Annotated in this window: 23 protein-coding genes; 15 read left to right on the forward strand and 8 right to left on the reverse strand. The window is 71.1% G+C overall.

The window, feature by feature from the left end; all coding sequences use genetic code 11:
- The first annotated feature begins 26 nt into the window (after nucleotides 1–26).
- The 5 genes from ADK36_RS09765 (at nucleotide 27) to ADK36_RS09780 (ending at nucleotide 5,161) form a co-directional block, all read left to right on the forward strand.
- A complete protein-coding gene (locus ADK36_RS09765; RefSeq protein WP_199830139.1) occupies nucleotides 27–980 on the forward strand; it encodes a hypothetical protein in 954 nt (317 codons plus the stop codon).
- Nucleotides 981–1,016: 36 nt separating this feature from the next.
- On the forward strand, nucleotides 1,017–2,555 hold the full coding sequence (locus ADK36_RS09770; protein WP_078916489.1) for an amino acid permease: 1,539 nt from the start codon (nucleotides 1,017–1,019) through the stop codon (nucleotides 2,553–2,555).
- 247 nt (nucleotides 2,556–2,802) lie between these two features.
- Nucleotides 2,803–4,167: a peptidase C39 family protein gene (locus tag ADK36_RS09775; RefSeq protein ID WP_053197001.1), complete on the forward strand. Its 1,365-nt coding sequence runs from the start codon at nucleotides 2,803–2,805 to the stop codon at nucleotides 4,165–4,167.
- A gap of 46 nt (nucleotides 4,168–4,213) precedes the next feature.
- Nucleotides 4,214–4,354, forward strand: coding sequence for an SCO1431 family membrane protein (locus tag ADK36_RS47805; protein WP_107083842.1), 141 nt, complete (start codon nucleotides 4,214–4,216; stop codon nucleotides 4,352–4,354).
- 147 nt (nucleotides 4,355–4,501) lie between these two features.
- Nucleotides 4,502–5,161 carry a TetR/AcrR family transcriptional regulator gene (locus ADK36_RS09780; RefSeq protein ID WP_048584338.1) on the forward strand — a complete coding sequence of 220 codons (660 nt, stop codon included), beginning with the start codon at nucleotides 4,502–4,504 and terminating at the stop codon, nucleotides 5,159–5,161.
- Between the two features lie 108 nt (nucleotides 5,162–5,269).
- Here ADK36_RS09780 and ADK36_RS09785 read toward each other — a convergent pair whose 3' ends face one another.
- Nucleotides 5,270–6,517: a glycoside hydrolase family 18 protein gene (locus ADK36_RS09785; protein WP_048584339.1), complete on the reverse strand. Its 1,248-nt coding sequence runs from the start codon at nucleotides 6,515–6,517 to the stop codon at nucleotides 5,270–5,272.
- Between the two features lie 330 nt (nucleotides 6,518–6,847).
- Here ADK36_RS09785 and ADK36_RS09790 point away from each other — a divergent pair, with 330 nt between their 5' ends.
- The 3 genes from ADK36_RS09790 (at nucleotide 6,848) to ADK36_RS09800 (ending at nucleotide 10,589) form a co-directional block, all read left to right on the forward strand.
- On the forward strand, nucleotides 6,848–8,020 hold the full coding sequence (locus tag ADK36_RS09790; protein WP_048584340.1) for an acyl-CoA dehydrogenase: 1,173 nt from the start codon (nucleotides 6,848–6,850) through the stop codon (nucleotides 8,018–8,020).
- A gap of 412 nt (nucleotides 8,021–8,432) precedes the next feature.
- The gene (locus tag ADK36_RS09795; protein WP_048584384.1) at nucleotides 8,433–9,479 is read left to right on the forward strand and encodes a hypothetical protein; all 1,047 of its coding nucleotides are present in this window, start codon (nucleotides 8,433–8,435) and stop codon (nucleotides 9,477–9,479) included.
- A 12-nt stretch (nucleotides 9,480–9,491) separates the two neighbouring features.
- The gene (locus ADK36_RS09800) at nucleotides 9,492–10,589 is read left to right on the forward strand and encodes a phosphotransferase family protein (protein WP_048584341.1); all 1,098 of its coding nucleotides are present in this window, start codon (nucleotides 9,492–9,494) and stop codon (nucleotides 10,587–10,589) included.
- A 40-nt stretch (nucleotides 10,590–10,629) separates the two neighbouring features.
- On the opposite strand, the gene ADK36_RS09805 is transcribed toward ADK36_RS09800, so the two are convergent.
- Nucleotides 10,630–11,067, reverse strand: coding sequence for a hypothetical protein (locus ADK36_RS09805; RefSeq protein ID WP_048584342.1), 438 nt, complete (start codon nucleotides 11,065–11,067; stop codon nucleotides 10,630–10,632).
- 268 nt (nucleotides 11,068–11,335) lie between these two features.
- On the opposite strand from ADK36_RS09805, the gene ADK36_RS09810 reads away from it, so the two are divergent.
- The 4 genes from ADK36_RS09810 to fxsA all read left to right on the forward strand — a co-directional run bounded on the left by ADK36_RS09810 (nucleotide 11,336) and on the right by fxsA (nucleotide 15,539).
- A complete protein-coding gene (locus tag ADK36_RS09810; RefSeq protein WP_048584343.1) occupies nucleotides 11,336–11,776 on the forward strand; it encodes an Lrp/AsnC family transcriptional regulator in 441 nt (146 codons plus the stop codon).
- A 103-nt stretch (nucleotides 11,777–11,879) separates the two neighbouring features.
- Nucleotides 11,880–13,493: an amidohydrolase gene (locus tag ADK36_RS09815; RefSeq protein ID WP_053197003.1), complete on the forward strand. Its 1,614-nt coding sequence runs from the start codon at nucleotides 11,880–11,882 to the stop codon at nucleotides 13,491–13,493.
- 553 nt (nucleotides 13,494–14,046) lie between these two features.
- On the forward strand, nucleotides 14,047–14,859 hold the full coding sequence (locus tag ADK36_RS09820; RefSeq protein WP_048584345.1) for a polyprenol monophosphomannose synthase: 813 nt from the start codon (nucleotides 14,047–14,049) through the stop codon (nucleotides 14,857–14,859).
- 125 nt (nucleotides 14,860–14,984) lie between these two features.
- Nucleotides 14,985–15,539, forward strand: coding sequence for an FxsA family membrane protein (fxsA, locus tag ADK36_RS09825; RefSeq protein ID WP_048584346.1), 555 nt, complete (start codon nucleotides 14,985–14,987; stop codon nucleotides 15,537–15,539).
- Nucleotides 15,540–15,715: 176 nt separating this feature from the next.
- Here fxsA and ADK36_RS09830 read toward each other — a convergent pair whose 3' ends face one another.
- The 4 genes from ADK36_RS09830 to ADK36_RS09845 form a co-directional block, all read right to left on the reverse strand.
- Nucleotides 15,716–16,090, reverse strand: coding sequence for an RNA polymerase-binding protein RbpA (locus ADK36_RS09830; RefSeq protein ID WP_003977404.1), 375 nt, complete (start codon nucleotides 16,088–16,090; stop codon nucleotides 15,716–15,718).
- 278 nt (nucleotides 16,091–16,368) lie between these two features.
- The gene (locus tag ADK36_RS09835; protein ID WP_048584347.1) at nucleotides 16,369–17,742 is read right to left on the reverse strand and encodes an MFS transporter; all 1,374 of its coding nucleotides are present in this window, start codon (nucleotides 17,740–17,742) and stop codon (nucleotides 16,369–16,371) included.
- A gap of 55 nt (nucleotides 17,743–17,797) precedes the next feature.
- Nucleotides 17,798–18,568, reverse strand: a complete 771-nt coding sequence (locus tag ADK36_RS09840) for a glycerophosphodiester phosphodiesterase (protein WP_048584348.1) — start codon at nucleotides 18,566–18,568, stop codon at nucleotides 17,798–17,800.
- A complete protein-coding gene (locus ADK36_RS09845) occupies nucleotides 18,565–19,281 on the reverse strand; it encodes a YczE/YyaS/YitT family protein (RefSeq protein ID WP_199830140.1) in 717 nt (238 codons plus the stop codon). Before ADK36_RS09845 ends, ADK36_RS09840 begins: the two co-directional genes overlap by 4 nt.
- 64 nt (nucleotides 19,282–19,345) lie before the next feature.
- Here ADK36_RS09845 and ADK36_RS09850 point away from each other — a divergent pair, with 64 nt between their 5' ends.
- The gene (locus ADK36_RS09850) at nucleotides 19,346–20,845 is read left to right on the forward strand and encodes a PLP-dependent aminotransferase family protein (RefSeq protein WP_048584350.1); all 1,500 of its coding nucleotides are present in this window, start codon (nucleotides 19,346–19,348) and stop codon (nucleotides 20,843–20,845) included.
- A gap of 85 nt (nucleotides 20,846–20,930) precedes the next feature.
- Here the strand turns inward: ADK36_RS09850 and ADK36_RS09855 are convergent, their stop codons facing one another.
- Nucleotides 20,931–22,565, reverse strand: a complete 1,635-nt coding sequence (locus tag ADK36_RS09855; RefSeq protein ID WP_048584351.1) for a membrane protein — start codon at nucleotides 22,563–22,565, stop codon at nucleotides 20,931–20,933.
- 40 nt (nucleotides 22,566–22,605) lie between these two features.
- A complete protein-coding gene (locus ADK36_RS09860) occupies nucleotides 22,606–22,800 on the reverse strand; it encodes a hypothetical protein (RefSeq protein ID WP_004002760.1) in 195 nt (64 codons plus the stop codon).
- A gap of 335 nt (nucleotides 22,801–23,135) precedes the next feature.
- Here ADK36_RS09860 and ADK36_RS09865 point away from each other — a divergent pair, with 335 nt between their 5' ends.
- Both ADK36_RS09865 and ADK36_RS09870 read left to right on the forward strand, forming a co-directional pair.
- Nucleotides 23,136–23,528 (forward strand): ankyrin repeat domain-containing protein, encoded by a 393-nt coding sequence (locus ADK36_RS09865; protein ID WP_030054818.1) that lies wholly within the window; start codon nucleotides 23,136–23,138, stop codon nucleotides 23,526–23,528.
- A gap of 301 nt (nucleotides 23,529–23,829) precedes the next feature.
- On the forward strand, nucleotides 23,830–25,248 hold the full coding sequence (locus ADK36_RS09870) for a HEAT repeat domain-containing protein (protein WP_048584353.1): 1,419 nt from the start codon (nucleotides 23,830–23,832) through the stop codon (nucleotides 25,246–25,248).
- Nucleotides 25,249–25,411 lie beyond the last annotated feature (163 nt).

A 25,411-nucleotide genomic window follows, 5' to 3' on the forward strand; every position in this document is an offset into this window, starting at 1 on the left:
GCCGTAACGGGGATGGGCTGGGACAGATGGCCGCGGGGTTATTCGAAGGGCAGTATGTGTGGCATCCGGCGGCCGACGACCGCGTGCTCGCGAGCGTATGCGTCGATGTCCGGGCCGGCCGATATCTGAGCTCCCTCGACGCCCTGGCCGAAACCCGCGGCGACTTCGCCCTCCGCGCCCACCGCTCCCTCGTGCTCGCCTCGGAGGCCGCCGACTCCGACCTGGCCGAGCGCTGGCTGGCCGAGGAGCCCGGTCCCGAGGCGGCGCTGATGTGGGCCCGGGTGGCCGTGCTGCGGGCGCTGCGCGCGGCCGACGCCCGCGACGCGCGGACCGAGGCGCTGGAACGGATAGCGCTGGCCGCCTGCGCCCGGGCCGCCGAGGCGGACCCCGGCGATCCCACCCCCTGGGTGGCCAAACTGGCGATGGCCCGGCTGCACCGGCTGCGCGACCAGGCACCGCGCGGGCTGCTCACGGCACCGCTCGGGCCCTGGCGCCTGTTCGCGCACGTCCTCTCGCTCGATCCCTGGCATCGCGAGGCCCACCACCGCTTCCTGGCCTGTTTCTTCACCCGCCACGGCGGCTCCGTGACCGCCGCCTGGGACGTCGCCGCCTTCCTCGGCCAGCGGGCGCCCGCCGACTCACCGCTGCGCCTGCTGCCGCTGGTCGCCCTGGTGGAGTGCTACGACCCGACCCAACTGCTCGCCGACCGGGTCTGGGAGCAGCCGCAGTGGCGCTCGACCTCCCTGTCGATCCACCAGGACTGGCTGCCCGCGGTGGCCGACTACCCCTTCACTCCGGTCCTCGACCTGGCCTACCTCGCGCACGCCCTGGTCATGGCCCGGCGAGAGGAGGAGGCACGCGCCGCCTTCACGGCGATGGGGCCGTACGCCTCGCGCATGCCCTGGTCCGTCTTCGGCGACCCGGCCGAGCAGCTGTCCCGGGCGCGCCGCGCCTGCGGACTGCCCGTGCCGGGCGCCTGACGTACCCCAACCCCCCACCAAGAGAAAGGTCCAACCGTGTCAGAACGGATATCTCCGCGTGCCCGAGCGCGCGGGGGAGCCGATCCGATCGCGCTCGACGACGACGCGACCCTGCATGCGATGGGTTATCCCAGAAAACTCACCCGCCGTTTTCAGGCATTCGACAATTTCGCCATCTCGTTCACCATCATCAACATCATCTCGGGTATCTTCTCGGGTTTCGGATTCGGTCTGAACGCGGGCGGTCCGAGCATTCTCGTCTTCGGCTGGATCGGCGTCTCCGTCATGGTGCTCTTCGTGGGAGCATCGATGGCCGAGGTCGCCTCCGCCTATCCGACGAGCGGCGCGCTGTATTTCTCCGCCGGAAAGCTCGCCAAGCGGCACAAGGGCGCCTGGTCCTGGTACACCGGCTGGCTGAACTTCGTGGGCCAGGTCGGCGGCACGGCCGCCACCGGGTACGCCGCCGCCACCTTCCTCCAGGCCTTCCTCACCCTCCAGTGGCCCTCGTACGAGCCGACCGGGCACCGAACGGTGCTGATCACAGCGCTGATCATCGTGCTCCAGGGGCTCGCCAACACCTACACCGTGCATCTGGTGGCCTTACTGAACCGGATCTCCGTGTGGTGGCTGCTGAGCGGACTTGTGATCATCGTGAGCGCCCTGATGGTCATGCCCGATGATCACCAGTCGGCTTCGTTCGTCACGCATTTCGCGAACAACACCGGTTTCACGAGCGGCCTTTACGGCGGGATGCTCGGTCTGCTGGTCACCAGCTGGACCTTCACCGGCTTCGACGGCAGCTTTCACATGTCCGAGGAAACGGTCCGGGCGACGGTCAATGCGCCGCGGGGGATCACACGGGCGATTGCCTACTCGGCGATAGCGGGACTGCTGCTGATGCTCGCATTGGTCTACAGCATTCGTGACTACGACCGTGTGGCAAGCGCCGACGCACCACCCGTGCAGATCCTGATCGACGGCCTCGGCACGGGTACCGCGAAGGCGCTGCTGCTGATCGTGATCGGCGCCATGCTCTTCTGCGGCCTCGCCAACCTCACCAGCAACACCCGGCAGATCTTCGCCTTCTCCCGGGACGGCGCGATGCCCGGTTCCCGCTGGTGGCACTCGGTCTCGCCGCGCACCCGCACGCCCGTCAAGGCGGTGTGGCTGGCGGTCGCCTGCTCGCTGGCGCTGGTGGTGCCCGGCTGGTGGTCGCACACGGCGTTCACCGCCATCGTCAGCGTCAATGTCGTCGGACTGTTCCTCGCGTACGCCGTCCCGATCCTGCTCCGGCTGCGACTCGGGGACGAGTTCCAGCCGGGCCCCTGGCACCTGGGCCGCTGGGGACGGCCGGTCGGGGTCGTCGCGGTGAGCTGGATCCTGCTCAGCAGCGTCCTGTTCATGCTGCCGCACGCCTCGCCGGTGACCGTCGACACCTTCAACTACGCACCGGTCGCCCTGGCCGCCGTCCTGGCCGTGGCCACGGTGTGGTGGTTCACCACCGCCCGCCGCCGCTTCCACGGTCCGGTCAGTTACGGCCGTCCGGATGAGGTCGCGGCGATGGATCTCGTCTGACGTCGCGTCATCCTCCCGGCGTACGCCATCGAGGCGGCGTACGCCGGGATCGTCCGCTCACCCATCCCACCTCGTATGTACGGCGGTTGGAGCAGCGGGCCTCCCCCGGTTCATGTCAGTGGTCGACACCAATATTCGTAGGCGCGCCCGGCGCGAAGTGCTGGCAGACGTCGCCCCCTGCGTTCATAGTGGGCGGACAGCCGTGCACTGGATCCGCCCCACTCGGACACCTGGGGGTCTTCCGCCCATGAGCAGAGCCGAACAGCCCTCGCGCAGAATCGTTCTGGCAGCCGCGGTCGCCGCAGCCGTCCCCGGCAGTGCGGGCCCGGCGCTCGCCGCCGACATCACTGCCGATGCCAAGGCCCCCGCACCGGTCGCGACCCCTACCGTAGACAACCGCGCCTGGACCAGTTACGCCGACTGGCGCAGCGGTGCCGCCCAGGGCACCCGGGCCCTCGCCGGCGCCCGCCCCGGCCTCGTGATCGCCACGGCCGCCGGCACCCGCGACTACACGGACCCGCACACCGGCGAGCGCGCCACATGGGAGTACGCGACCTGGACGTCCCCGGTCCACCGGCTCACCGTCCCCGCCACCGAGGCGATCGCCTCCTGGAACGCGCACACCCCGGGCGGCACCTGGCTCCAGATCGAACTGGAGGGGACGTACTCGGACGGCACCGCCACCCCCTGGTACGTGCTGGGCCGCTGGGCGGCGGGCGACCAGGACATGAGGCGGACCTCGGTCGACGGCCAGAGCGACGGCAAGAGCAGCGTCTGGACGGACACGTTCGCCATCGACGACCCGGCCACCGGGCTGCGCCTGACCTCCTACCGGCTGCGGCTGACCCTGCACCGCAAGCCCGGCACGAAGCTCACCCCCACCGTGTGGCGGGCCGGCGCGATGGGCTCCGACGTCCCGGACCGCTTCACCGTCCCGGCCTCCACCCCCGGCCTCGACCGGGAGCTGACCGTCCCGCGGTACTCGCAGGAGATCCACATCGGCCAGTACCCGGAGTACGACAACGGCGGCGAAGCCTGGTGCAGCCCCACCTCCTCGCAGATGATCGTCGAGTACTGGGGCGGCCGCCTGACCCCTGAGCAGCTGGCCTGGGTCGACCCGGCGTACGCCGACCCGCAGGTCTGCCACGCGGCCCGGTTCACCTTCGACTACCAGTACGACGGCTGCGGCAACTGGCCCTTCAACGCCGCCTACGCGGCCACCTTCAAGGACCTCCAGGGCGTCGTGACCCGGCTCGGCTCGCTCACCGATCTGGAGACGCTGATCGCGGCCGGCATCCCGGCCATAACGTCCCAGTCGTTCCTGAAGGAGGAGCTGACCGGGGCGGGGTACGGCACCGCCGGGCATCTCATGACCGTCATCGGCTTCACCGCCGAAGGCGACGTGATCGCCAACGACCCGAACTCACCGAGCAACGAGGCGGTGCGGCGCGTCTACAAGCGGCGCGAATGGGAGAACATCTGGCTGCGGACCAAGCGGTACAACGCCGAGGGCAAGGTCGTCTCCGGCACCGGCGGCATCTGCTACCTCTACTTCCCGGCGCGTCCCACCCCGCGCCAGCGCGCGGCACTCGCGGCGGTGGGCGTGCTGTGAGCAACCTCTCCGCCGCAAAGGCCGCTTCCGGTGGCAGGGTGGGCATATGACCACGCACTCCGCCACCGCCGGCCGCGTCCGTACCGGCGGCCCCGAGGAAGACGGCCCGAAGATCCTCGAGCACGTGATGGGCTGGACCCTCGTCGTGGTCGTGGCGATGCTCGTCACGCAGCTCGGCCTGCTGTGAGCTGACACACACGGCACCCTTTGATCGGACATGTCCCGGCCCTGTTGTCGAGCGGACCCATCAAAGTCGATCAGACTCGAACGAGCAGCTGGTGCAGGTCTGCCATACTGCGGATGTCCCGCCGCCCGTTGAACAACAGGGTCTAAATTGAATATTAGTCAACAGCGCGACGCGGCCCGACCTCGGGCGCGCGGCACCGAGCGCTCGATGGCGCGTCGTGCCGAACTCATCACCATCGGGCGGAAGCTGTTCGCCGACACGTCGTACGACGCGCTCTCCATGGACGACATCGCCCGGCAGGCCCATGTCGCCAAGGGGCTCATCTACTACTACTTCCAGTCCAAGCGCGGCTACTACCTGGCGATCATCCAGGATTCCGTCGCCGACCTGGTCACCTTCGCCGCGGGCGGTCTCGAACTCCAGCCGGTCGACCGGGTCCACCGCACCATCGACAGCTACCTCCGCTACGCCGAGCACAACCAGGCCGCCTACCGCACCATCGTCAGCGGCGGCGTCGGTTTCGACACCGAGGTGCACGCCATCCGGGACGGAGTGCGCGAGGCGATCGTGGCGACCATCGCCGAGGGCGCGTACGGCCGTACCGACATCGCCCCGCTCGCCCGCATGGGCCTGCTCGCCTGGGTGTGCAGTGTGGAGGGCGCCACCCTCGACTGGACGGAGCGCCCCGAACTGTCCCGCGACACCATGCGTGAACTGCTGGTGAAGACGCTGGGCGGCGCCATGCGCGCCATCGAGGAGATGGACCCCGCCTACCCGGCCCCGGAGCCCGCGCGCCGGGAGGGCTGACGCAGCAGGCTGGGCCGGCCGGCTGACCCGGAGCGGCCGACACGGACCGGCTGAAACGGCAAGGGGCGGAGGCTCGTGGCCCTCCGCCCCAAGTCCCCGTGGGACCGGCTACTTGATGGACTTGATCAGTTCACCGCCCGGCGTGTCCCCGCTCAGCTCCCAGAAGAAGGTCCCGCCCAGCCCCTGCTGGTTCTTGTACGTCATCTTCGTCGCGATGGTCGCGGGGGTGTCGTAACTCCACCACTGGCTCCCGCACTTGGCGTATGCCGTCCCGCCCACGGTCCCGGTCGCCGGGCACCTGGTCTTGAGCACCTTGTAGTCCTCGATGCCCGCCTCGTAGGTGCCGGGGGCAGCCCCGGTCGCGGTGCCGCCGGGTGCCGACTGGGTGACGCCGGTCCAGCCGCGGCCGTAGAAGCCGATGCCGAGCAGCAGCTTGGCGGACGGGATGCCCAGGCCCTTGAGCTTGGCGATGGTCGCCGAGGTGTGCAGGCCCGCCTTCGGGATGCCGGAGTAGGAGTTCAGCGCCGAGTGCGGAGCCGTGGGGCCACTGGCGTCCCAGGCGCCGAAGAAGTCGTACGTCATCGGGTTGTACCAGTCGACGTACTGGGCCGCGCCCGCGTAGTTCGCCGCGTCGATCTTGCCGCCGCTCGTCGCGTCGGCCGTGATCGCCGCGGTGACCAGGTTGCCGGAGCCGAACTTGGCGCGCACGGCCGCCATCAGGTTCTTGAAGGCATCCCGGCCGCTGGTGTCGCAGGTGGCGCCGCAGGCGTTCGGGTACTCCCAGTCGATGTCGATGCCGTCGAAGACGTCGGCCCACTTCGAGTTCTCGACCAGGTCGTAGCAGGACTGGGCGAACGCGGCCGGGTTGCGCGCGGCCTCGCCGAAGCCGTTCGACCAGGTCCAGCCGCCGAAGGACCACAGGACCTTCAGGCCCGGGTGCTTCTTCTTGAGCTCGCGCAGCTGGTTGAAGGTGCCGCGCAGCGGCTGATCCCAGGTGTCGGCGACGCCGTCCACGGACTCGGCGGCGGTGTAGGTGCGTTCGGTCGCGGCGTAGGAGTCGCCCATCGCGCACTTGCCGCCGGTGACATTGCCGAAGGCGTAGTTGATGTGGGTGAGCCTGGCCGCCGAGCCGGACGTCTCGATGTTCTTGACGTAGTACTTGCGGTCGTAGGTGCCCCATTCGGTGAAGTAGCCGACGACCTTGGAGCCGGCGGCGGCCGGTCTGGGTGACGGGGCCGGGTCCGCCGTGGCGGTGCCGGTGCCGATGCCGGCGAGCAGCCCGGCGCCGAGGACGGCCGCGCAGGCCGCGGACATGAGCGCCCGGAACCGGGTGCGGGGGCGGTGCGAGAGGTGCATCGGGTGTCTCCTCGTGGGGGGAGGAACGTGCGCCGATTGGCATGAACGCGATAGGCGTTGGTGCGTCACAGTAGGAGGACTAGACCACTACGTCAATGGTTCGGACCAATTTCCGAAGTGCGGACGGCTTGTCCGATACTTCTTGAAGTAAGCGGTCGTTAACTGGTGACTCGGTGCCTCTGATCGGGCATACTCACCGCAGAGCCGCTGGTCAGCAGCTTCCGCGACCCGGGAGTGGAGCATCGGCCGGCACCTGTGAGACACCAGGCGGAGCCGCCCCACCCAAGGCGGGAGACCGCCGACGTTCCCGAAAGGGAGGAGAGCGTCGCCATGCCCGACCGCGCCCCGCAGCCGGTGGACCGTCAACTGCCCACGGACGAGGCCCGGGATCTGATCTCGCTCGTCCGCGACATCGCGCAGCGCGAGATCGCCCCGAAGGCGGCCGAGGAGGAGGACGCCGGGCGCTTCCCGCGCGAGGTGTTCACCCTGCTCTCCGAATCAGGTCTGCTCGGCCTGCCGTACGACGTCGAGTACGGCGGCGGCGACCAGCCGTACGAGGTCTACCTCCAGGTCCTCGAAGAGCTCGCCGCGGTCCGCCTCACCGTCGGCCTCGGCGTCAGCGTGCACACCCTGGCCTCCTACTCCCTCGCCACCTACGGCACCAAGCAGCAGCAGGTCGAGCACCTGCCCGCGATGCTCGGCGGCGGGCTGCTCGGCGCGTACTGCCTGTCCGAGCCGGCCTCCGGGTCCGACGCGGCCTCACTGCGGACGAAGGCGGTCCGCGACGGCGACGACTGGGTGATCACCGGCACCAAGGCCTGGATCACACACGGCGGCATCGCCGACTTCTACACGGTCATGGCGCGCACCGGCGAGGACGGCCCCCGTGGGATCACCGCGTTCCTGGTGCCCGGTGACGCGGAGGGGCTGAGCGCGGCGGCGCCCGAGAAGAAGATGGGAATGAAGGGCTCGCCCACGGCGCAGGTCCACTTCGACGGCGTCCGGGTCTCCGACGAACGGCGCGTCGGCGACGAGGGGCAGGGCTTCGCGATCGCCCTGTCCGCGCTCGACTCCGGCCGGCTCGGCATCGCGGCCTGCGCGATCGGCGTGGCCCAGGCGGCGCTGGACGAGGCGGTGGCGTACGCGACCGACCGACGGCAGTTCGGCAAGCCCATCGCCGACTTCCAGGGCCTGCGCTTCATGCTCGCGGACATGGCGACCCAGATCGAGGCCGGCCGCGCGCTGTATCTCACGGCGGCGCGACTGCGTGACGCGGGCCGGCCGTTCGCCAAGCAGGCGGCGATGGCCAAGCTGCACTGCACCGACACGGCGATGAAGGTCACCACCGACGCCGTCCAGATCCTCGGTGGCTACGGCTACACCGCGGACTTCCCGGCCGAGCGCTTCATGCGCGAGGCCAAGGTCCTCCAGATCGTCGAGGGCACCAACCAGATTCAGCGGATGGTCATCGCCCGTCACCTAGCAGGTCCCGAGGGACGCTGAACTGGCCGTGCTTGACCGTCGGCGCCGCGAGCCGGATCCACTCCGGGTCGTGGCGCCCCGGCAGGGTGCGGCCGCGGTCGGCCCAGGCGCGCATCAGTTCACGGTAGATGGGCGGATCCGGTTGCTGCGGAGGCGCCGGAGAAAGCGTTCCAGCGGGCCGCGGCACGAAGATACGGCGCTGGGGTTCGGTCGCTGAGTAGATGGGGGGCATACCAGGGCAACGCGGAGGTGGGGGACAAGTCACCGCTTGCCGGAATAGGGCATGGGTTCGCGGTCGTCCGGCGCCCTCTCTGGCCACGTGCCGCTGTCTGACGTACCGTCAGCGCAGCCGCCTTCAGGGAGGTATGCCGTGGCCGAGGACGACCGCCCCGTAGCGCTCGACGAGTACCCGGTGCACCAAGTGCCCCTCTCCATGAAGTACGTCGCCACCAGCGACCGGAACGCCTACGACCGCTGCATCTTCCACGTCCTCGACCATCGGGGGCGCGCCCTGCTGATCCTCGGCCTCGGGGTGTACCCGAACGCCGGGGTGATCGACGCGTACGCGACCCTGCGGGTAGGGGACACGCTGCACGCGGTGCGGGCCTCGGACGCCCTCGGCGAGGACCGGATGCGGCTCGCCGTCGGGCCGCTGCGCATCGAGGTGGAGGAGCCGCTCCGACGGTTCCGTCTGACCTGCGACGACGAGGAGTTGTCGTACGACCTCACCTGGACCGCGGGCTTCCCCGCCCTCTGGGAACCCCACCACCTCCAGCGCCGCGGCGACCGGCTCACCCTCGAAGGGCGCCGCTTCGTCCAGGCCGGCGGCGTGACGGGCGTCGTGCGGGCGGGCGGCGAGGAGTTCCGCGTCACCCCCACCGAGTGGACCGGCACGCGTGACCGCAGTTGGGGTGTGCGCCCCCTGCCGGGGGAGGACGGCGGGCGGTTCGCCGAGGAGCACCCGACCGAGGGCTTCCACTGGATCTGGTGCCCGGTGCGCTTCGAGGACCGGTTTCTGATGGTGATCGTCCAGGAGGACGCGGACGGGCACCGTTCGCTGAGTGAGGCGACGATGGTCCGCCCCGGCCACCGCGACCGCCAACTGGGCTGGCCCCAGGCCGAGATCACGTACCGCTCGGGCACCCGACATCCCCGGAACGCCCTCGTCCACCTCGGTGACGTCCGCAAACCGCAGGAGCTGGAGGTGGAGATCCTGGCCTCCTCCCCGCTCGCGGTCGGCGCCGGCTACCCGCCCGCCGACGACTGGCAGCACGGCACCTGGCGAGGGCGGGGGTGGACCGAGCGCCGTACCTACGACCTCTCCGATCCCACCGCCCATCCCCGCGCCGCCTACGGGGTCACCGACCACTCCGCGCGCTTCCGTCTGAACGGCCGGGTCGGACACGGCATCTTCGAGCACGGCTCTTTCGGGCGGCACGACCCGAGCGGGTTCACGGATTTCAAGTCGGTTGCACCGTAGGGGGTTTGCGACATGGCAGCCACGGCACCCCGCCCTCGTACGACCACGCGCGACCCGGAAGAGATCACCCGTCGGCTCACCGCCTGGCTCGGCACCCGGCTGCCGGGCGCCAAGGCGGTCGGCGTCACCGTCCCCGAGTCGAACGGCCTGTCCAGCGAGACCCTGCTCTTCGACATCGAACACCCCGAACCGCCGGTGCGGGCCTGTGCGTTGCGGCTCGCGGCGGACCCGGCGGCGTACACCGTCTTCCCCGTGTACGACATGCCGCGCCAGTACCGGACGATGCGCGTCGTGGCCGAGCACACGGATGTGCCCGTGCCGAAGGTGCTGTGGCTGGAGGAGGACCCCGGACCGCTGGGGGCGCCCTTCTTCGTCATGGAGCGCGTCGAGGGGCGCGTGCCGCCGGACGTCATGCCGTACACCTACGAGGGCAACTGGCTGCACGCGGCCAGCGACGCGGAGCGTGAGCGCCTGGAGGCGGCCACGATCGGACTGCTGGCGCGGCTGCACGACCAAGTCCCGCCATGGGAAGCCGAGTTCCTCGACCTCCCGGGAGAGGGTGACGCCCTGCGACGGCATGTCACGGCCCAACGCGCGTACTACGAATGGGTGGTTGACGGGCTGGCCCGTTCACCGCTCATCGAGGACGCCTTCGACCTCCTGGAGGATCTCTGGCCGCGTGATCCGGGCACACCCGTGCTCAACTGGGGCGACGCGCGCATCGGAAACGTCGTCTACGACGGGTTCGAACCCGCGGCCGTCCTCGACTGGGAGATGGCGGCACTCGCCCCGCGCGAGGTCGACCTCGGCTGGACCGTCTATCTGCACCGCTTCTTCCACGACCTGACGGCCGCCTTCGGACAGCGCGGGCTGCCGGACTTCCTGCGCCGCGACCGGGTCGAGGCCCGCTATGCCGACCTCACCGGTCACACGCCCCGCGACATGGAGTTCCACACGCTGTACGCCGCCCTGCGCCACGCCATCGTGATGCTGCGGATCGCCTACCGCCAGGCCTACTTCGGCGAAGTCGCCGTCCCGGCGGACCCGGACGCACTGATCCTGCACCACGGCAGCCTGCGAGCCATGGTGCAGGGCAGCTACTGGGATTGAGCGATGCGGCGGTGGTGCCGCCGCGCGGGGCGGCGTGCGCTCAGGCGGCCTGCCGCCGCATGACCGGGACCCTGATGGGGCGCGAGCCCGGGCCGCCGACGTGCGAGAAGGGCTGCGTCCGCCAGTCCAGCCCCTGAGGGAGCGTCAACAGGAGGGCGGTGTCCTGCTCCTGAGGTTCCGGCGACTCGTCCGCGGAGCGGGCCTCGGCGGCCCTGCGGCCCGTGCCCGCACAGACCGTGAGGCCGAACGGATTCCACGGCGAGGCGCACAGCGCGTGCTCCGGCAGGACCTCCTCGTCCGCCAGCAGGGCGATGGGCTGAGCGCAGTCCGGGCAGATCACCCGGAACATCTCGAAGGTGTCGTACGCGTCGAACTCCTCCTCGTCGAAGGCGTCGGGTTCGACGCCCTCCGGCTCGGGCTCGACGACCGCCTGGAGGCGCTTGGGTGCGGTGCGACCAGGACGCTTAAGACTCTGCATGGATTTCTCCCCCTCGGGCTGGGCCGTGACGGCACTGCGGCCTCGACCACAGCAAGCACTTCCCGTCCGGTCTCGGCGGTAATCACGAGAACATCACGGAGCCTGTTCGGGGCCTGTGGCGTTCGTCACATGCCGCCCGCAGGTGCCCGTGGCGGCCGATTTGTCCCTCAGGACGCGCACAGCAGCCTCTCGGACACCTCACAAACCGGGCATGAGCTGGGCTGCTCAGGTACCCGTGGAGATCAGCCGCACTGTAAGTTCTTGCGCCATGGAGGAGCTGGACCGACAAATCGTGCAGCTGCTCGTCATGGACGGGCGGATGAGCTACACCGATCTGGGCAAGGCCACGGGCCTGTCCACCTCAGCGGTGCACCAGCGGGTGCGGCGGCTGGAGCAGCGTGGCGTCATCCGTGGCTATGCCGCGGTCGTGGACCCCGAGGCCGTGGGGCTGCCCATGACGGCGTTCATCTCGGTGAAGCCGTTCGATCCGAGCGCGCCGGACGACATCGCGGACCGGCTCGCGGGGGTGCCCGAGATCGAGGCCTGTCACAGTGTGGCGGGGGACGAGAACTACATCCTCAAGGTGCGGGTGGCCACGCCGCACGAGCTGGAGGAGCTGCTGGCCCGGCTTCGGTCGCTGGCTGGTGTCTCCACGCGGACGACCGTGGTGTTGTCCACGCCGTACGAGGCGCGGCCACCCCGGGTTTGAGGCCCGTGCGGAGCCGCACGGTGATACAGCCCCGCCTGCCTTCGGGGCGCTCAGGGGCGCCCCCCGTCCTGAGCGCGCGGGATGAGGCGGGAAACTGGTCCCCATGAGTGAGCGCAGCGCCGAGCCGAAGACCGTTCTTCTCCGCCGTGGAGAAGTCCACAGCCCCGCCGACCCCTTCGCCACCGCGATGGTCGTGGAGCGGGGGCAGGTCGCCTGGGTCGGGTCCGAGGGGGCCGCCGATGCCTTCGCGGACGGGGTGGACGAGGTCGTCGATCTGGACGGTGCCCTGGTCACGCCCGCGTTCACCGACGCCCATGTGCACACCACCGCCACGGGCCTCGCCCTCACCGGCCTCGATCTGTCCGGCGCCTCTTCTCTGGAGGCAGCCCTCGCCCTCGTGCGGGAGTTCGTCGCCGCCCGTCCGCACGACCGTGTCCTCCTCGGTCACGGCTGGGACGCCTCCCGCTGGCCCGGTGGCCGCCCTCCGACGCGCACCGAGCTCGACGAGGCCGCCGGTGGCCGCCCCCTCTACCTCTCGCGCATCGACGTCCACTCGGCGGTCGTCACGACGGCCCTGCTGGACCTGACGCCGGGTGACCTCGGCGCGGTCGACGGCCCGCTCGTCGCCGGTGCCCACCACGCCGTACGCGCCACCGCGCTGGGCGCCATCACCCCCGCCCAGCGCATCGAGGCCCAGCGCGCCGCCCTGGCCCACACCGCCTCCCTCGGCATCGGCACCGTCCATGAGTGCGGCGGGCCGGACATCTCGTCCGAGGACGACTTCACCGGCCTCCTCCGGCTCGCCGCCGAGGAACCCGGCCCGCGGGTCGTCGGCTACTGGGCGGAGGGGGCCGAGGCAGGAGTCGACAAGGCGCGGGAGCTGGGCGCGGCCGGCGCGGCCGGTGACCTGTTCGTCGACGGCGCCCTCGGCTCGCACACCGCCTGTCTGCACCAGCCGTACGCCGACGCGGGCCACACCGGCACCGCCTACCTCGACGCGGCCTCCGTCGCCGCCCACGTCACCGCCTGCACCGAGGCCGGCCTCCAGGCGGGCTTCCACGCGATCGGCGACGCCGCCGTCGCCACCGTGGTCGAGGGCGTCCGCGCCGCCGCCGAGAAGCTCGGCCTCGCCCGCATCCGCGCCGCACGCCATCGCGTCGAGCACGCCGAGATGCTCACCCCCGAGACGATCGCCGCCTTCGCCGAGCTGGGCCTGACGGCCTCCGTCCAGCCCGCCTTCGACGCGCTGTGGGGCGGCGAGGACGGCATGTACGCCCAGCGCCTGGGCGCCGAACGCGCCCGCTCACTCAACCCCTTCGCGGCCCTGTTGCGCGCCGGCGTGCCCCTCGCCTTCGGCTCCGACAGTCCCGTCACGCCGCTCGACCCCTGGGGCACGGTGCGCGCCGCGGCCTTCCATCACACGCCCGAGCACCGGGTCTCCGTGCGCGCCGCGTTCACGGCGCACACGCGCGGCGGCTGGCGGGCGATCGGCCGCGACGACGCGGGCGTCCTGGTGCCGGGCGCGCCCGCCGACTACGCCGTGTGGCGCACCGAGGAACTGGTGGTCCAGGCCCCCGACGACCGGGTCGCGCGCTGGTCCACCGACCCCCGCTCCGGCACCCCCGGCCTGCCCGACCTGAGCCCCGGCCGGGAACTCCCCGCCTGCCTGCGCACGGTGGTGGGCGGACGAACGGTCTTCGTACGGCCGGGCGAGTGATCTCCCGGGGTGGCGCGAACCCGATCACCGCGCGCCGTCCCGTCGTGCGACCTGCGCATCCTCTGCGCTGACCAGCGAATTGGGTGAATATCCGCAGGTCAAACGGCTGTTGACAGGCGGAGGCCCGGGGCCGGTAGGTTCGGCCGGGTCCACCACCGGACGCCCGACCGGGCAACCGCGGAAGTTCCGGGAACCCGTCGCAACGCCGCTGGGTCAGGGACGGTGTGCCGCACCGGGGCACCGTCACTGGGAGCCAGGCTCAGTGCCCGCGCGGCGACGACGGAACGTTCCGGCCGGTCGGGGAGGTGTGACCCGGGTGGGGCCCGGGCGCTCAGTAGACAACGGCTTTCGGTCGACCCGCAGCCAGCGGGTCCCAGGTCGGCCCGAAGGGCGCCGGGCCCCCATCCGCAGGAGGCGTGCAGCGGTCGTCCGGACACGGAAAACCCATGCTTACCCCGCTCTTGTGGAATCGACACCACCATACGAACGTGCTGTCGCGTCAGCGCAGGCCGCGACCACTATGGTGGACGTCTACGGACATGAAGGGGCAGCAGTGAACGACGGCGACGGGACCCTCGGGGCACAGCACCGGGGGAGGCAGTTCGGGCCGCTCGGCACGGCGTTGGTGATCATTCCGACCTACAACGAGGCGGAGAACATCAAGAGCATCGTCGGCCGGGTCCGCAAGGCGGTCCCGACGGCGCACGTGCTCGTGGCCGACGACAACAGCCCCGACGGCACCGGCAAGCTCGCGGACGAACTGGCCGTCGAGGACGACCACGTCCAGGTCCTGCACCGCAAGGGCAAGGAGGGCCTCGGCGCCGCCTATCTCGCGGGCTTCCGCTGGGGCATCGAGCACGACTACGGCGTCCTGATCGAGATGGACGCCGACGGCTCCCACCAGCCCGAGGAACTGCCCCGCCTGCTCACCGCCCTCAAGGGCGCCGACCTGGTCCTCGGCTCCCGCTGGGTGCCCGGCGGCCGGGTCGTGAACTGGCCCAAGTCCCGCGAGTTCATCTCCCGCGGCGGCAGCCTCTACTCCCGGCTCGCCCTGGACCTGCCGCTGCGCGACATCACCGGCGGCTACCGCGCCTTCCGCCGCGAGACCCTTGAGGGCCTCGGCCTCGACGACGTCGCCTCCCAGGGCTACTGCTTCCAGGTCGACCTCGCCCGCCGCGCCGTCAAGGCCGGCTTTCACGTCGTCGAGGTGCCGATCACCTTCGTCGAGCGCGAGCTCGGTGACTCGAAGATGAGCCGCGACATCCTGGTCGAGGCGCTGTGGCGGGTCACGTCGTGGGGCGCGCGGGAGCGGGTGGGCAAGTTGATGAGCCGTACGAAGCCGTCCTCGGCGCCGCGGTCGTCGTAGCGGTAGCGGGCGCTGCGCGGGGGCCACTGGCTGAGGCAGGGGCGCTGCCCTACGTCTACGACCGCACAGGCGGCGTCCGCCGTCCTCTTATCCCGCTCTGAGCCGGGCCCAGGCACACTGGACGCATGACGACTGGCGCACCGACCCCCACCTATCCCGCCCGGCCCCGGCGCTCCCGGCTGCGTACCTTCCTGCCGCTGGGCGTCGCCGCCTGGCTGGTGCTGGAGATCTGGCTGCTCACCGTGGTCGCGGACGTGGCGGGCGGGTTCACGGTGTTCCTGCTGCTGATCGCCGGTCTCGTGCTCGGCACGGTGGTGATCAAGCGGGCCGGCCGACGCGCGTTCCAGGCGCTGAACGAGGCGCTGCAGCGCGGCACCACCCCGGCGAGCGGCGGCGGCAACGGGCTGATGATGCTGGGCGGCCTGCTGATCATGCTGCCGGGCCTGATCTCGGACGCGTTGGGCCTGCTTCTGCTGATCCCGCCGGTCCAGAAGGCCCTGAGCCGGCGTGCGGAGCGCACGTTGGAGCGCAAGCTGCGCGAGGCGAACCCGGGCTCGCTCGGTGACGCCTTCCAGCAGGCTCGCATGCACCGCCCCGACGGCAAGGTCGTCCAGGGCGAGGTCATCAGGGACGAGCCGGGGGACGCCCCGGAGGGGCCGAGGCCGCCGCTTGCGCGCTGACAATGCGCTGACCTGCCCTGACGTGCCAAGGAGCCCGGCGCCATCTGAGCGCCGGGCTCCTTTTCGGGCACCCACCAGATTTTGGGCACACCAAACCGCGGGCGTCGTACGTCACGTTCACGTACGGCGCCCGCGGTTACTGGTGCCTTGGTAGATCCGCCCAAGCCCCTGAGGGGTTACGCGGACTTACGGCTGTCCCGGGGGTGAACCGCGATGTTCATCGCCCCGGAGCGGAGAACGGCAAGACGTTCCTCGAGGACCTCTTCGAGTTCCTCGCGGGTCCGCCGCTCCATCAGCATGTCCCAATGTGTACGCGCGGGCTTGGCCTTCTTCTCTTCAGGGCCGTCGCCGTCCACGAGGAGTGCCTGGGCCCCGCAGACCTTGCACTCCCACTCCGGCGGGATCTCCGCCTCGACCGAGAAGGGCATCTCGAACCGGTGCCCCTTCTCGCATGCGTACTCCACGGCCTGGCGCGGGGCCAGGTCGATGCCGCGGTCCGTCTCGTAGCTGGTCACCACGAGGCGCGTGCCGCGAAGAGCTCGCTCACTCATGAATCGTGCCTCCCGGGCTTGTCGCCCACAGGACAGGTGTCGCTGTCGTCGTCATCCGGTCAACGTCCGGTCGGCGGTAAAGATTCCCGTTCCGTGTCCCGTTCCGGGTGATGCGTCGCCGTCGTAGCCGCAGCCTTGCTGACCAATGTCGTACCCACCGGCGTCCGGTTTGTCACATCTGCTAGCAGATGTAACCCAGCGTTTCGGCATCTTTGACGCGCAGTAACGGTACGCCTGGCAGGCCAAACGCGTACACTACCGCCCTTTCACTCGGAACGCTAAATCGTTGTCGGCACCGGATTGCCCGCGTCGCTGATCGCCCGGCGCACCGGAACCCTCGCGAGCAGGGCGAATCCGATGACGAAGAAGGCCACCAACGAGATGATCGCGTCTCGATAACTTCCGGTCAGCTGGTAGGTGAGCCCGAAGAGAAGCGGGCCGAGCCAGCTCATGCCGCGGTCGCTCATCTCGTAGGCGGAGAAGTATTCGGCCTCCTTCCCCGGCGGGACGAGATGGGAGAACAGGGACCGGGACAGGGCCTGGCTGCCGCCGAGGACGAGCCCGATGCCGGCCGCCAGCGCGAAGAACCACACCGGCGCCCCGGCCGGCAGGAAGTACCCGGCCGCCAGCGTCACCGTCCACGCGACCAGCGAGCCGAGGATCGTCCGTTTCGCGCCGTACGTCCGCGCCAGCCGCCCCATCGTGAGCGCCCCGGCCACCGCCAGCACCTGGACCAGCAGCACGGCTCCGATCAGCGTCGACTGTCCGAGGCCGAGCTCTTCGGAGCCGTAGATCGACGCCTGGGAGATCACCGTCTGGATGCCGTCGTTGTAGATCAGGTAGGCGAGGAGGAAGGCGAGTGTCAGCGGGTGGCGGCGCATGTCGCGGACCGTCGCCGCGAGCTGCCGGAAGCCCATGGCGGTCTGTTTCCTCCCGGTCGGCTCCGCTTCGGCTGCGTCGCTCGTGGAGCGGCGGTCGCGCAGCCGGCGCAGCGGGATGAGGGCGAAGGCGCCCCACCACAGGCCGGCCGACGCCAGACAGATGCGGACCGCCGTGCTCTCGGAGATGCCGAAGGAGTCGTGGGCCAGATACAGGACCAGGTTCACGATCAGCATCAGCGAGCCCGACGCGTAGCCGAAGGCCCAGCCCCGGGAGGAGACCGCGTCGCGCTCCTCGGGCGGGGCGATCTGCGGGAGGTAGGAGTTGTAGAGCATCATCGCGACCGACTGGGCCGCGTTCGCGACGATCAGCAGGACGCCGCCGAGCAGATAGCGGTCGCCGTCCAGGAAGAACATGGCCGTGGTGGCCGTGGCTCCCACATAGGCGGCGGCCCCGAGGAGGGGCTTCTTGCGGCCGGTGCGGTCGGCGGCCGCGCCCACCAGGGGCATCACCAGGACGGCCACGATCACCGACAGGGACACCGAGTAGGCGAAGAAGGAGCCGGCGCGCACGGGGACGCCCAAGGGGTGGACGAACCCGTCCGCGTCCGCCGCCGCGTCGGCGACCGACGTCAGATACGGGCCCAGGAACACGGTGAGCACGCTCGTCGAGTAGACGGAGCACGCCCAGTCGTAGAAGTACCAGCCGCGCTGCTCGCGCCGGCGCCCGGCGGACTCGTCGGCCGCCTCCGTCCGCACGGTTCCCATGCCCACCCCGCGCCCTCGCTTCCCCGTGATGATCCCGCGCGCGGGTGGGGACGGGGCAGGGTCAGACCCAGACGCCGCGGTCCTCCATGACCTTGCGCAATGTGTCGATGTGATCGGTCATGATGCCATCGACTCCCAGGTCCAGGAGCCGGTGCATCACATCGGGATCATTGATGGTCCACACGTGCACCTGGAGCCCGCGCGCGTGGGCGGCTCGCACGAAGCGGTGGTCCACCACCTGGATCCCGGACTGCGCCTCGGGTACCTGGGCGGCCACCGCCGAGCGGCGCAGCGCGGCCGGCACACCCCAGGAGCGCAGCCGCAGATTGAGTACGCCCCGGGTGCCGTACGACGTCGCGAGGCGGGGCCCGGCCAGGCGCTGGGCGCGGATGACGCGGGCCTCGGAGAAGGAGCCGACGCAGACGCGGTCCCAGGCGCCGGTGCGCTCGATCAGCTCCAGGAAGGGGTGGAGCGCCGGCTCCGCCTTGAGGTCGACGTTCCAGCGCACCTCGGGGAAGGTCTCCAGGAGCTCTTCGAAGAGGGGCACCGGCTCCTTGCCGCCCACGCGCGCGTGCCGTACGTCGGCCCAGGGCAGGTCCGCGATCCGGCCCGCCCCGTCCGTGACCCGGTCCAGGGTCGAGTCGTGGAACGCGACGAGCTTGCCGTCGCGTGTGGTGTGGACGTCGGTCTCGATGTACCGGTAGCCCAGGTCGACCGCGCGCCGGAACTGGAGCACGGTGTTCTCCAGGCCGTCCGCCGCCCCGCCCCGGTGGGCGAAGGGGATCGGGCCGGGGTGGTCGAGGTAGGGGTGGCGTATCCGCGTGGTGCTCACGGACGCAGTATCGCGCGCCGGGGTTGCCCGGCGGCAACGACCGTGCTGCCGTCCGATGCCGGCGGGACGGCGAACACGCGCAGGAAGAGCTGGGCGAGCGGGCCGATGGACACCGCGTAGAGGACGGTGCCGACGCCGACCGTGCCGCCCAGGGCGAAGCCGGTCACCACGACCGCGACCTCGACGGCCGTACGCATCAGGCGGATCGAGCGGCCGGTGCGCCGGTTGAATCCCGTCATCAGGCCGTCCCGGGGGCCCGGTCCGAACCGGGCCGAGATGTAGAGGCCGGTGGCAACGCCGTTGAGCACGATGCCGGCCAGGAGGAGGGGGATCCGTACGGCCAGGCTGTGCGCCTCGGGAAGCGCGGCGAGTGTGCCGTCCATGGCGATGCCGACCACGAAGACGTTGGAGACCGTGCCGAGGCCAGGGCGCTGGCGCAACGGGATCCACAGCAGCAGCACGGCCGCGCCGACGATGATCGACACGACGCCGATCGTCAGGCCGGTGCGTTCGGCGAGGCCCTGGTGCAACACGTTCCAGGGCTCCAGGCCCAGGCCCGCCTCGACGAGCAGCGCCGAGCTCGCGCCGTACAGCGCGAGCCCGACGTAGAGCTGTGACAGCCGCCGTATGAGATGCCCGTGCGTGAGCCGCTTCACGGGATGCCCCTGCGTGGACAAGACGTGTCCCCCTGTGGTGGTAGTGGACTGATGCATGACACCCTGTGGCTTGGGAAGCATCGCCCTCCATGGCCAATTCGGGGAAGGTGGACTGGAAATCATGGCTCAGTGGACTTCCGCGGTGGGGGCCGCGCAGCTCGCCCGGCTGCTCACCTCCCAGCAGGACCGTCCCGCAGGCCCCGGCACCAGGCGCCCGCCCGCGTACCGGTCCCTGGCCGACGGCATCCGACTGCTCGTCCTGGAGGGGCGGGTCCCGGTCGCCGCACGGCTGCCCGCCGAGCGGGAACTGGCACTCGCCCTCTCGGTGAGCCGTACGACCGTGGCCGCCGCGTACGAGGCGCTGCGCACCGAGGGGTTCCTGGAGTCGCGGCGCGGGGCGGGGAGCTGGACGGCCGTACCGGCCGGGAACCCGCTGCCCGCCCGCGGCCTGGAGCCGCTGCCGCCGGAGGCGCTGGGCTCGGTGATCGACCTGGGCACCGCGGCGCTGCCCGCCCCCGAGCCGTGGCTGACCCGTGCCGTCCAGGGCGCCCTGGAGGAACTGCCCCCGTACGCCCACACCCACGGCGACTATCCGGCCGGGCTGCCCGCGCTGCGCGCGATGATCGCCGACCGGTACACGGCACGCGGGATTCCGACCATGCCCGAGCAGATCATGGTGACCACCGGGGCGATGGGCGCCATGGACGCGATCTGCCATCTGTTCGCGGGGCGCGGTGAGCGGATCGCGGTCGAGTCGCCGTCGTACGCCAACATCCTCCAGCTGATGCGCGAGGCGGGCGCCCGGCTGGTGCCCGTGGCCATGGCCGAAGGGCTGACCGGCTGGGACGTGGACCGCTGGCGGCAGGTGTTGCGGGAGGCCGCGCCCCGGCTCGCCTATGTCGTCGCCGACTTCCACAACCCGACCGGGGCGCTGGCCGACGAGGACCAGCGGCGGCGACTGGTGGACGCGGCGCGTTCGGCGGGGACGGTGCTCGTCGCCGACGAGACGATGAGCGAGCTGTGGCTCGACGACGATGTCGAGATGCCGCGACCGGTGTGCGCCTTCGATCCCGCGGGGTCGACCGTCATCACCGTCGGGTCGGCCAGCAAGGCCTTCTGGGCGGGGATGCGGATCGGCTGGGTGCGGGCGGCTCCGGATGTGATCCGCAGCCTCGTGGCCGCGCGCGCCTACGCCGATCTGGGCACGCCCGTCCTGGAACAGCTGGCCGTGAACTGGCTGTTCGGTACGGGGGGTTGGGAGCAGGCCGTGGAGCTGCGGCGCGGACAGGCCCGGGAGAACCGGGACGCGCTCGTCGCGGCCGTGCGGCGGGAGCTGCCCGGCTGGGAGTTCGAGGTGCCGCAGGGCGGGCTCACGTTGTGGGTCCGGACCGGTGGCCTGTCGGGGTCGCGGCTCGCCGAGGTCGGGGAGCGGGTGGGGGTCCGGGTGCCGTCCGGGCCCCGGTTCGGGGTGGACGGGGCCTTCGAGGGGTATGTGCGGCTGCCGTTCACCGTGGGGGGCGCGGTGGCGGAGGAGGCCGCGGCGCGGTTGGGGGCTGCGGCACGGTTGGTCGAGAGCGGGGTGACGGGGGCAGGGGAGTCCTCGCGGCCGTTCGTGGCGTGATGCTGCTCTCCCGGCGCCCGCCCGGCGTAGGTGCCGCGCCCGGCGTAGGTGCCGGGGTGGCTCGCGTGGCCCGGCGCCTACGGGACTACGACGTCTCCGCCACCACAGCCTCCGCCGGCACCGGCTCCGGCTCGTGTTCCGCCTTCTCCACGGTGCCCAGCGACTCCGCCTCCACCGGCGTCGTCCGCGCCGGCAACAGGTCGAGTACGGCCTGCCGGTGCGCGTCGCTCGTCGCGTCGTCGTACGGGTCCGGGGTCGCCGGGACCTGGAGGCGGTGGACCGGGCCCGTGCCCAGGCGCGCGTAGCCGCGGCCGGCCGGGACGTCGGCGACCGGGGTGGTGTGCGGGGGCGCGCCCAGGGCCGTGCGCAGTTGCTCCGCCGTGGCGGGGCCGAGCACGACACGCGCGCGTGTGTGCTGTCGTACGGCATCGCTCAGCGCGTCCAGGCCGTCCCACTGCTCGGCCACGACGACCGTGACGTTGGCCGCACGGCCGTGCCGGAGCGGGACCTGGAGCAGGGACTGCGGGTCCTTGCGGTTGTCCGCGGCGGCGAGGTGGGAGAACGCCGTCGGGCGGTCCAGGAGGATCCACAGCGGGCGCTTGGTGTCCTCCGGCGGCGGGTTGCCCGCCTGGCGGGCCCGGTTCACGGCGATCAGACGTCGTTCCGTCTCCGTCGCCGCCCACTCCACGCTCGCCAGAGCCCCGGCCAGCCCGCACTCGACCGCCAGGACGCCGTCCCGGCCGGTCAGGCACGCGTACTCGCCGGTGCCGCCGCCCTCGACGATGACGACGTCGCCGTGCTGGAGGGCCTGAAGGGCGATGGAGCGCAGGAGGGTCGAGGTGCCGCTGCCGGGCTGGCCCAGGGCCAGCAGGTGGGGCTCGGTGGAGCGGATGCCGGTGCGCCAGACGACCGGCGGTACGTCGCGCTGTTCCGCCCCGTGGGTGAGGGGGAGCGTGCGCTGGACCCGGGTGGGGTCGGTGAAGCCGAGGACGGTCTCGCCGGGGGCCGTGACGAAGCGCTGGGCGGCGATGTCGGTGGGCAGCGGCGCGAGGGCGGTGACCATGAGCTCGTTGCCCTCCTCGTCCCAGGCGAAGTGGTACTCCCGGCCGCGGCCGGACTTCGCGGTCAGCAGGTACTCGATCCGTGCGCGGGCCTGCGCCTCGCCGTCGGTGAAGTAGGCCGGGTAGCGGACCAGAAGGCTGCTGATCCGGCTCGTGCCGTCGAACTCGTACTCCGGGAAGGCCTTCTCCCACTCGCCGCCGTGGCTGTACAGCGGGGCCGGGTCGTCGGCCGCGGAGAAGTAGGGGACCAGTGCCTCGTACAGCGACCTCAGCCGCTCCGTCTGGGACTCGTCGGGTCCCTCGGGCGTGGCCGGTTTGCGGTCCCGGCCCTGCCAGGCTGCCGCCGCCATCAGGGTGATGACGGCGAGCAGCGGCCCGTACGGAACCAGCGCCACGACCAGGATCACCGAGGCCACCAGGAACAGCAGCGGTCCGCGCTTGTCCTTGGGGGTGTCGGCCCACTTGCGCCGCCCGGCCGAGGCCAGCCGGCGCAGACCGCGGGTGATCGTGATCAGTGGATGGAGAACGTCAGAGGCGCTGTCGCTCGCCGTCCGGGCCAGCTCCCGGCTTCGGGTGAGCTGTGCCCGGGCCAGCTCCCGGCTTCGGGCGATCTGCGCGCTGCCTGTGCTCAGGATGCGGGGGAGGGGGCGGCGGGCCACTGCGGTCTCCTGGAGGTGCGTACGGGCTGGACGGGCGGTGTCAGAACTGGATGCCGCCCAGGAGGCTCGCCAGGCTCTCGCCGCCGGCCTTGATGCTCGGGGCGATGGCCGTGCTTGCCAGATAGAAGCCGAACAGCGCCGAGATCAGGGCGTGGGACGCCTTCAGCCCGTCCTTGCGGAAGAAGATGAAGACGACGATGCCGAGCAGAACGACGCCTGAGATGGAGAGGATCATGTGAGTGCTCCTGGTTCGGGTGGGGACAGTCACCATGAGTACTTCCAGGCTCACAGGATGTATCCATACGATAAAAGGTGCAACTGGGTGAAATCCGGCAGATTTCCTTCGGATGGTGGAGTGTCCTTGACCGGATGAGCTTGGGTGTCGCGTCCGGCCGTGTCTGCGATGATCTTTGCCTCGGACGCATCGGGCCATGTGCCGCGCGAGCCAGTACCCTGGCGAATCACTCGTACGGCCGACACCGCTCGCCGGTCGTACCCGTGCTCCCCGCAGTTCCGTAGTCCCCGCAGTATCCGCAGTCCCCGTGTTCGTAGTGAGAGGCGGTCCGGCCGATGACTGATGCCCCCGACCCCGAGGTCGTGGAGCTGGCGACCAAGATCTTCGATCTGGCCCGGCAGGGGCAGACCGAGGCGCTCGTGGCGTACGTCGACGCGGGCGTTCCGGCCAACCTCACCAACGACCGCGGCGACTCCCTCGTGATGCTCGCCGCCTATCACGGCCATGCCGACGCGGTGCGCGCCCTGCTCGCCCGGGGTGCCGAGGGCGACCGTGTCAACGACCGAGGCCAGACGCCACTCGCCGGTGCCGTCTTCAAGGGTGAGACGGAAGTGATCAAGGTCCTTCTGGAAGCCGGTGCCGACCCGGCCGCGGGCACCCCGTCGGCCGTCGACACGGCCCGCATGTTCGGCAAGACCGAACTGCTCGAGCTGTTCGGCGCACACTGATCCGAATGATCTGACCAGCTGAAACACGGAAAACGGGGGAGGCGGTACAGGGCCGCCGAAATTTCGGTCGCGGCAGACGGAAGTGCCGAGTCATCATGACGTCGTGATTCACGGACGCGATGGCTGGGCAGGTGTTGCCGCACCGCGCGGGCCGTGATGCGGTCCGCGAGGGCCACTGACGAGAGGCAGAGGAAAATGGTCTACAGCAAGCAGGAAACGGCGGGCGCCCCGACGTGTTGTCACGCGGCCAGGTGAAGCAGGATCCCCGGTTGCGTCGACGCTTGATGTGAGGCTGTTTCCCATGTTCGAACCGGTCATAGCGCCCAGCGGTACGCTGCTCGGCCTGCTCCAGCGGGGTCGCGGCGACGGCACACTGCACGCGCTCACCGCCCCGCGCGCCGAGGCGCTCGCGGCCCTGAACCACTGTGTGCTGCGGGATCCCCGCCACGACTGGCAGGTGGAGAACCGCTCCCTTTACTACGCCCGTCTCTACCTCGACCTACACGGCGATCTGGACGAGATCGAGGCGCACCTCTTCGACGTCGAGGATGTCTTCGACACCGAGGAGTCACGCACGGGGCTGGCCCTGGCCGTCCTCGGCCACCTCGCCTCCTACGGCAGGCGGGATGCCCTGGAACTGCTGCGCAGGTACGCCGCCACGGGCTCCAACTGGGCCTGGGCCCTGGACGAGCTCGCGCTCAGGGACGACGACGCGGGCCTGCGCGCCCTCGCCGCGCCCGTCCTGGCACGTTTCCCGGCCGATCCCGAGGGCGAGGCCGAGCTGGCCACCGTCGTACGCGATGCTTTTGAGCCACGGCCGTGGCGGCTGTGGGCCGAGGATCCGCGCGAATCGATCGCCACGCGTGTGCGTGCCGCTCACGAGGCCGGCTGCTTCGACCGCTGGCAGCGGCAGATGCGACCTACCGGGCCCCGTCCGGGGTGGAGCGTGCAGGCGGTCTTCGAGTGGGCCCAGCAGGGCATCGAGCGCGGAGTCGCGCTCCATGTGCCCGCCGCGCGGTGCCTCATGGCCGTCGCGGGCCCCGAGGACCGGCCCGAAATCGTCGCCGCCGCCAAGGACGGCACCGACGGAGCCCGTTGCACCGCCTTGCGCTACCTCGCGGACAGCAATGATCCCGATGCCCTCGACCTGATCGAGGCGGCCGTGGTCACCGGCTCGTCGGCCGTCGTGGAAGCCGCCGTCGACGCCTTCGAACGGATGCGCAGCGTCGCCGCCGTCGACCGCGCGCGGGGCTGGGCCCGACGGCCCGATCCGCTCGGCGCCGCCGCCGGACGCATGCTCGCCTGCCGCGGCGGAGCCGAGGACAAGGACCTGGTCCTCTCGGCGCTGCGCGAGGCCGTACGGGGCGACGGTCCCGACGCTCCGACGCTGTGGACCCTCGTCGACGGCACCGGACGGCTCGGTATCGCCTGCGCCGCGCCGGTCCTGCGCCATATCTACCGCGAGACCGCCTCATCCCATCTACGCGGCCGCACCGCCCGTGCCCTGGCCGCCACCGACCCCTCCTTCCCGTCCGGCTTCGCCGTCGAGTGTCTCTGGGACTGCGAGGAGACCACCCGCGAGATCGCCGCCCGGCACGCCGAGACCGGTGACGCCCGCGTGGTCGAGCGACTGCGCCGGCTCGCCGCCGACCCGGCCGAGGAGGCCGAGGTGCAGACGGCCGTACGGAGTCGGATCGGACCGGACATGACAGCCGGCTGATCATCAGGCTGCCCTCCATTGCCCCGACCGGTCCTAGGGCCCTCCGAGGCCTCCGACTGATCGTCGGGCGGGACGTGACCCACGACTGAAGCACCGGCGGGACATGTGTCCGCGCCGTGAACGTCGGGGAGATCCGCCCGCCGGGTGAACACGGGATGACCTG

It is taken from the genome of Streptomyces viridochromogenes, assembly GCF_001270495.1.
Taxonomy (GTDB): Bacteria; Actinomycetota; Actinomycetes; order Streptomycetales; family Streptomycetaceae; genus Streptomyces; species Streptomyces viridochromogenes_A.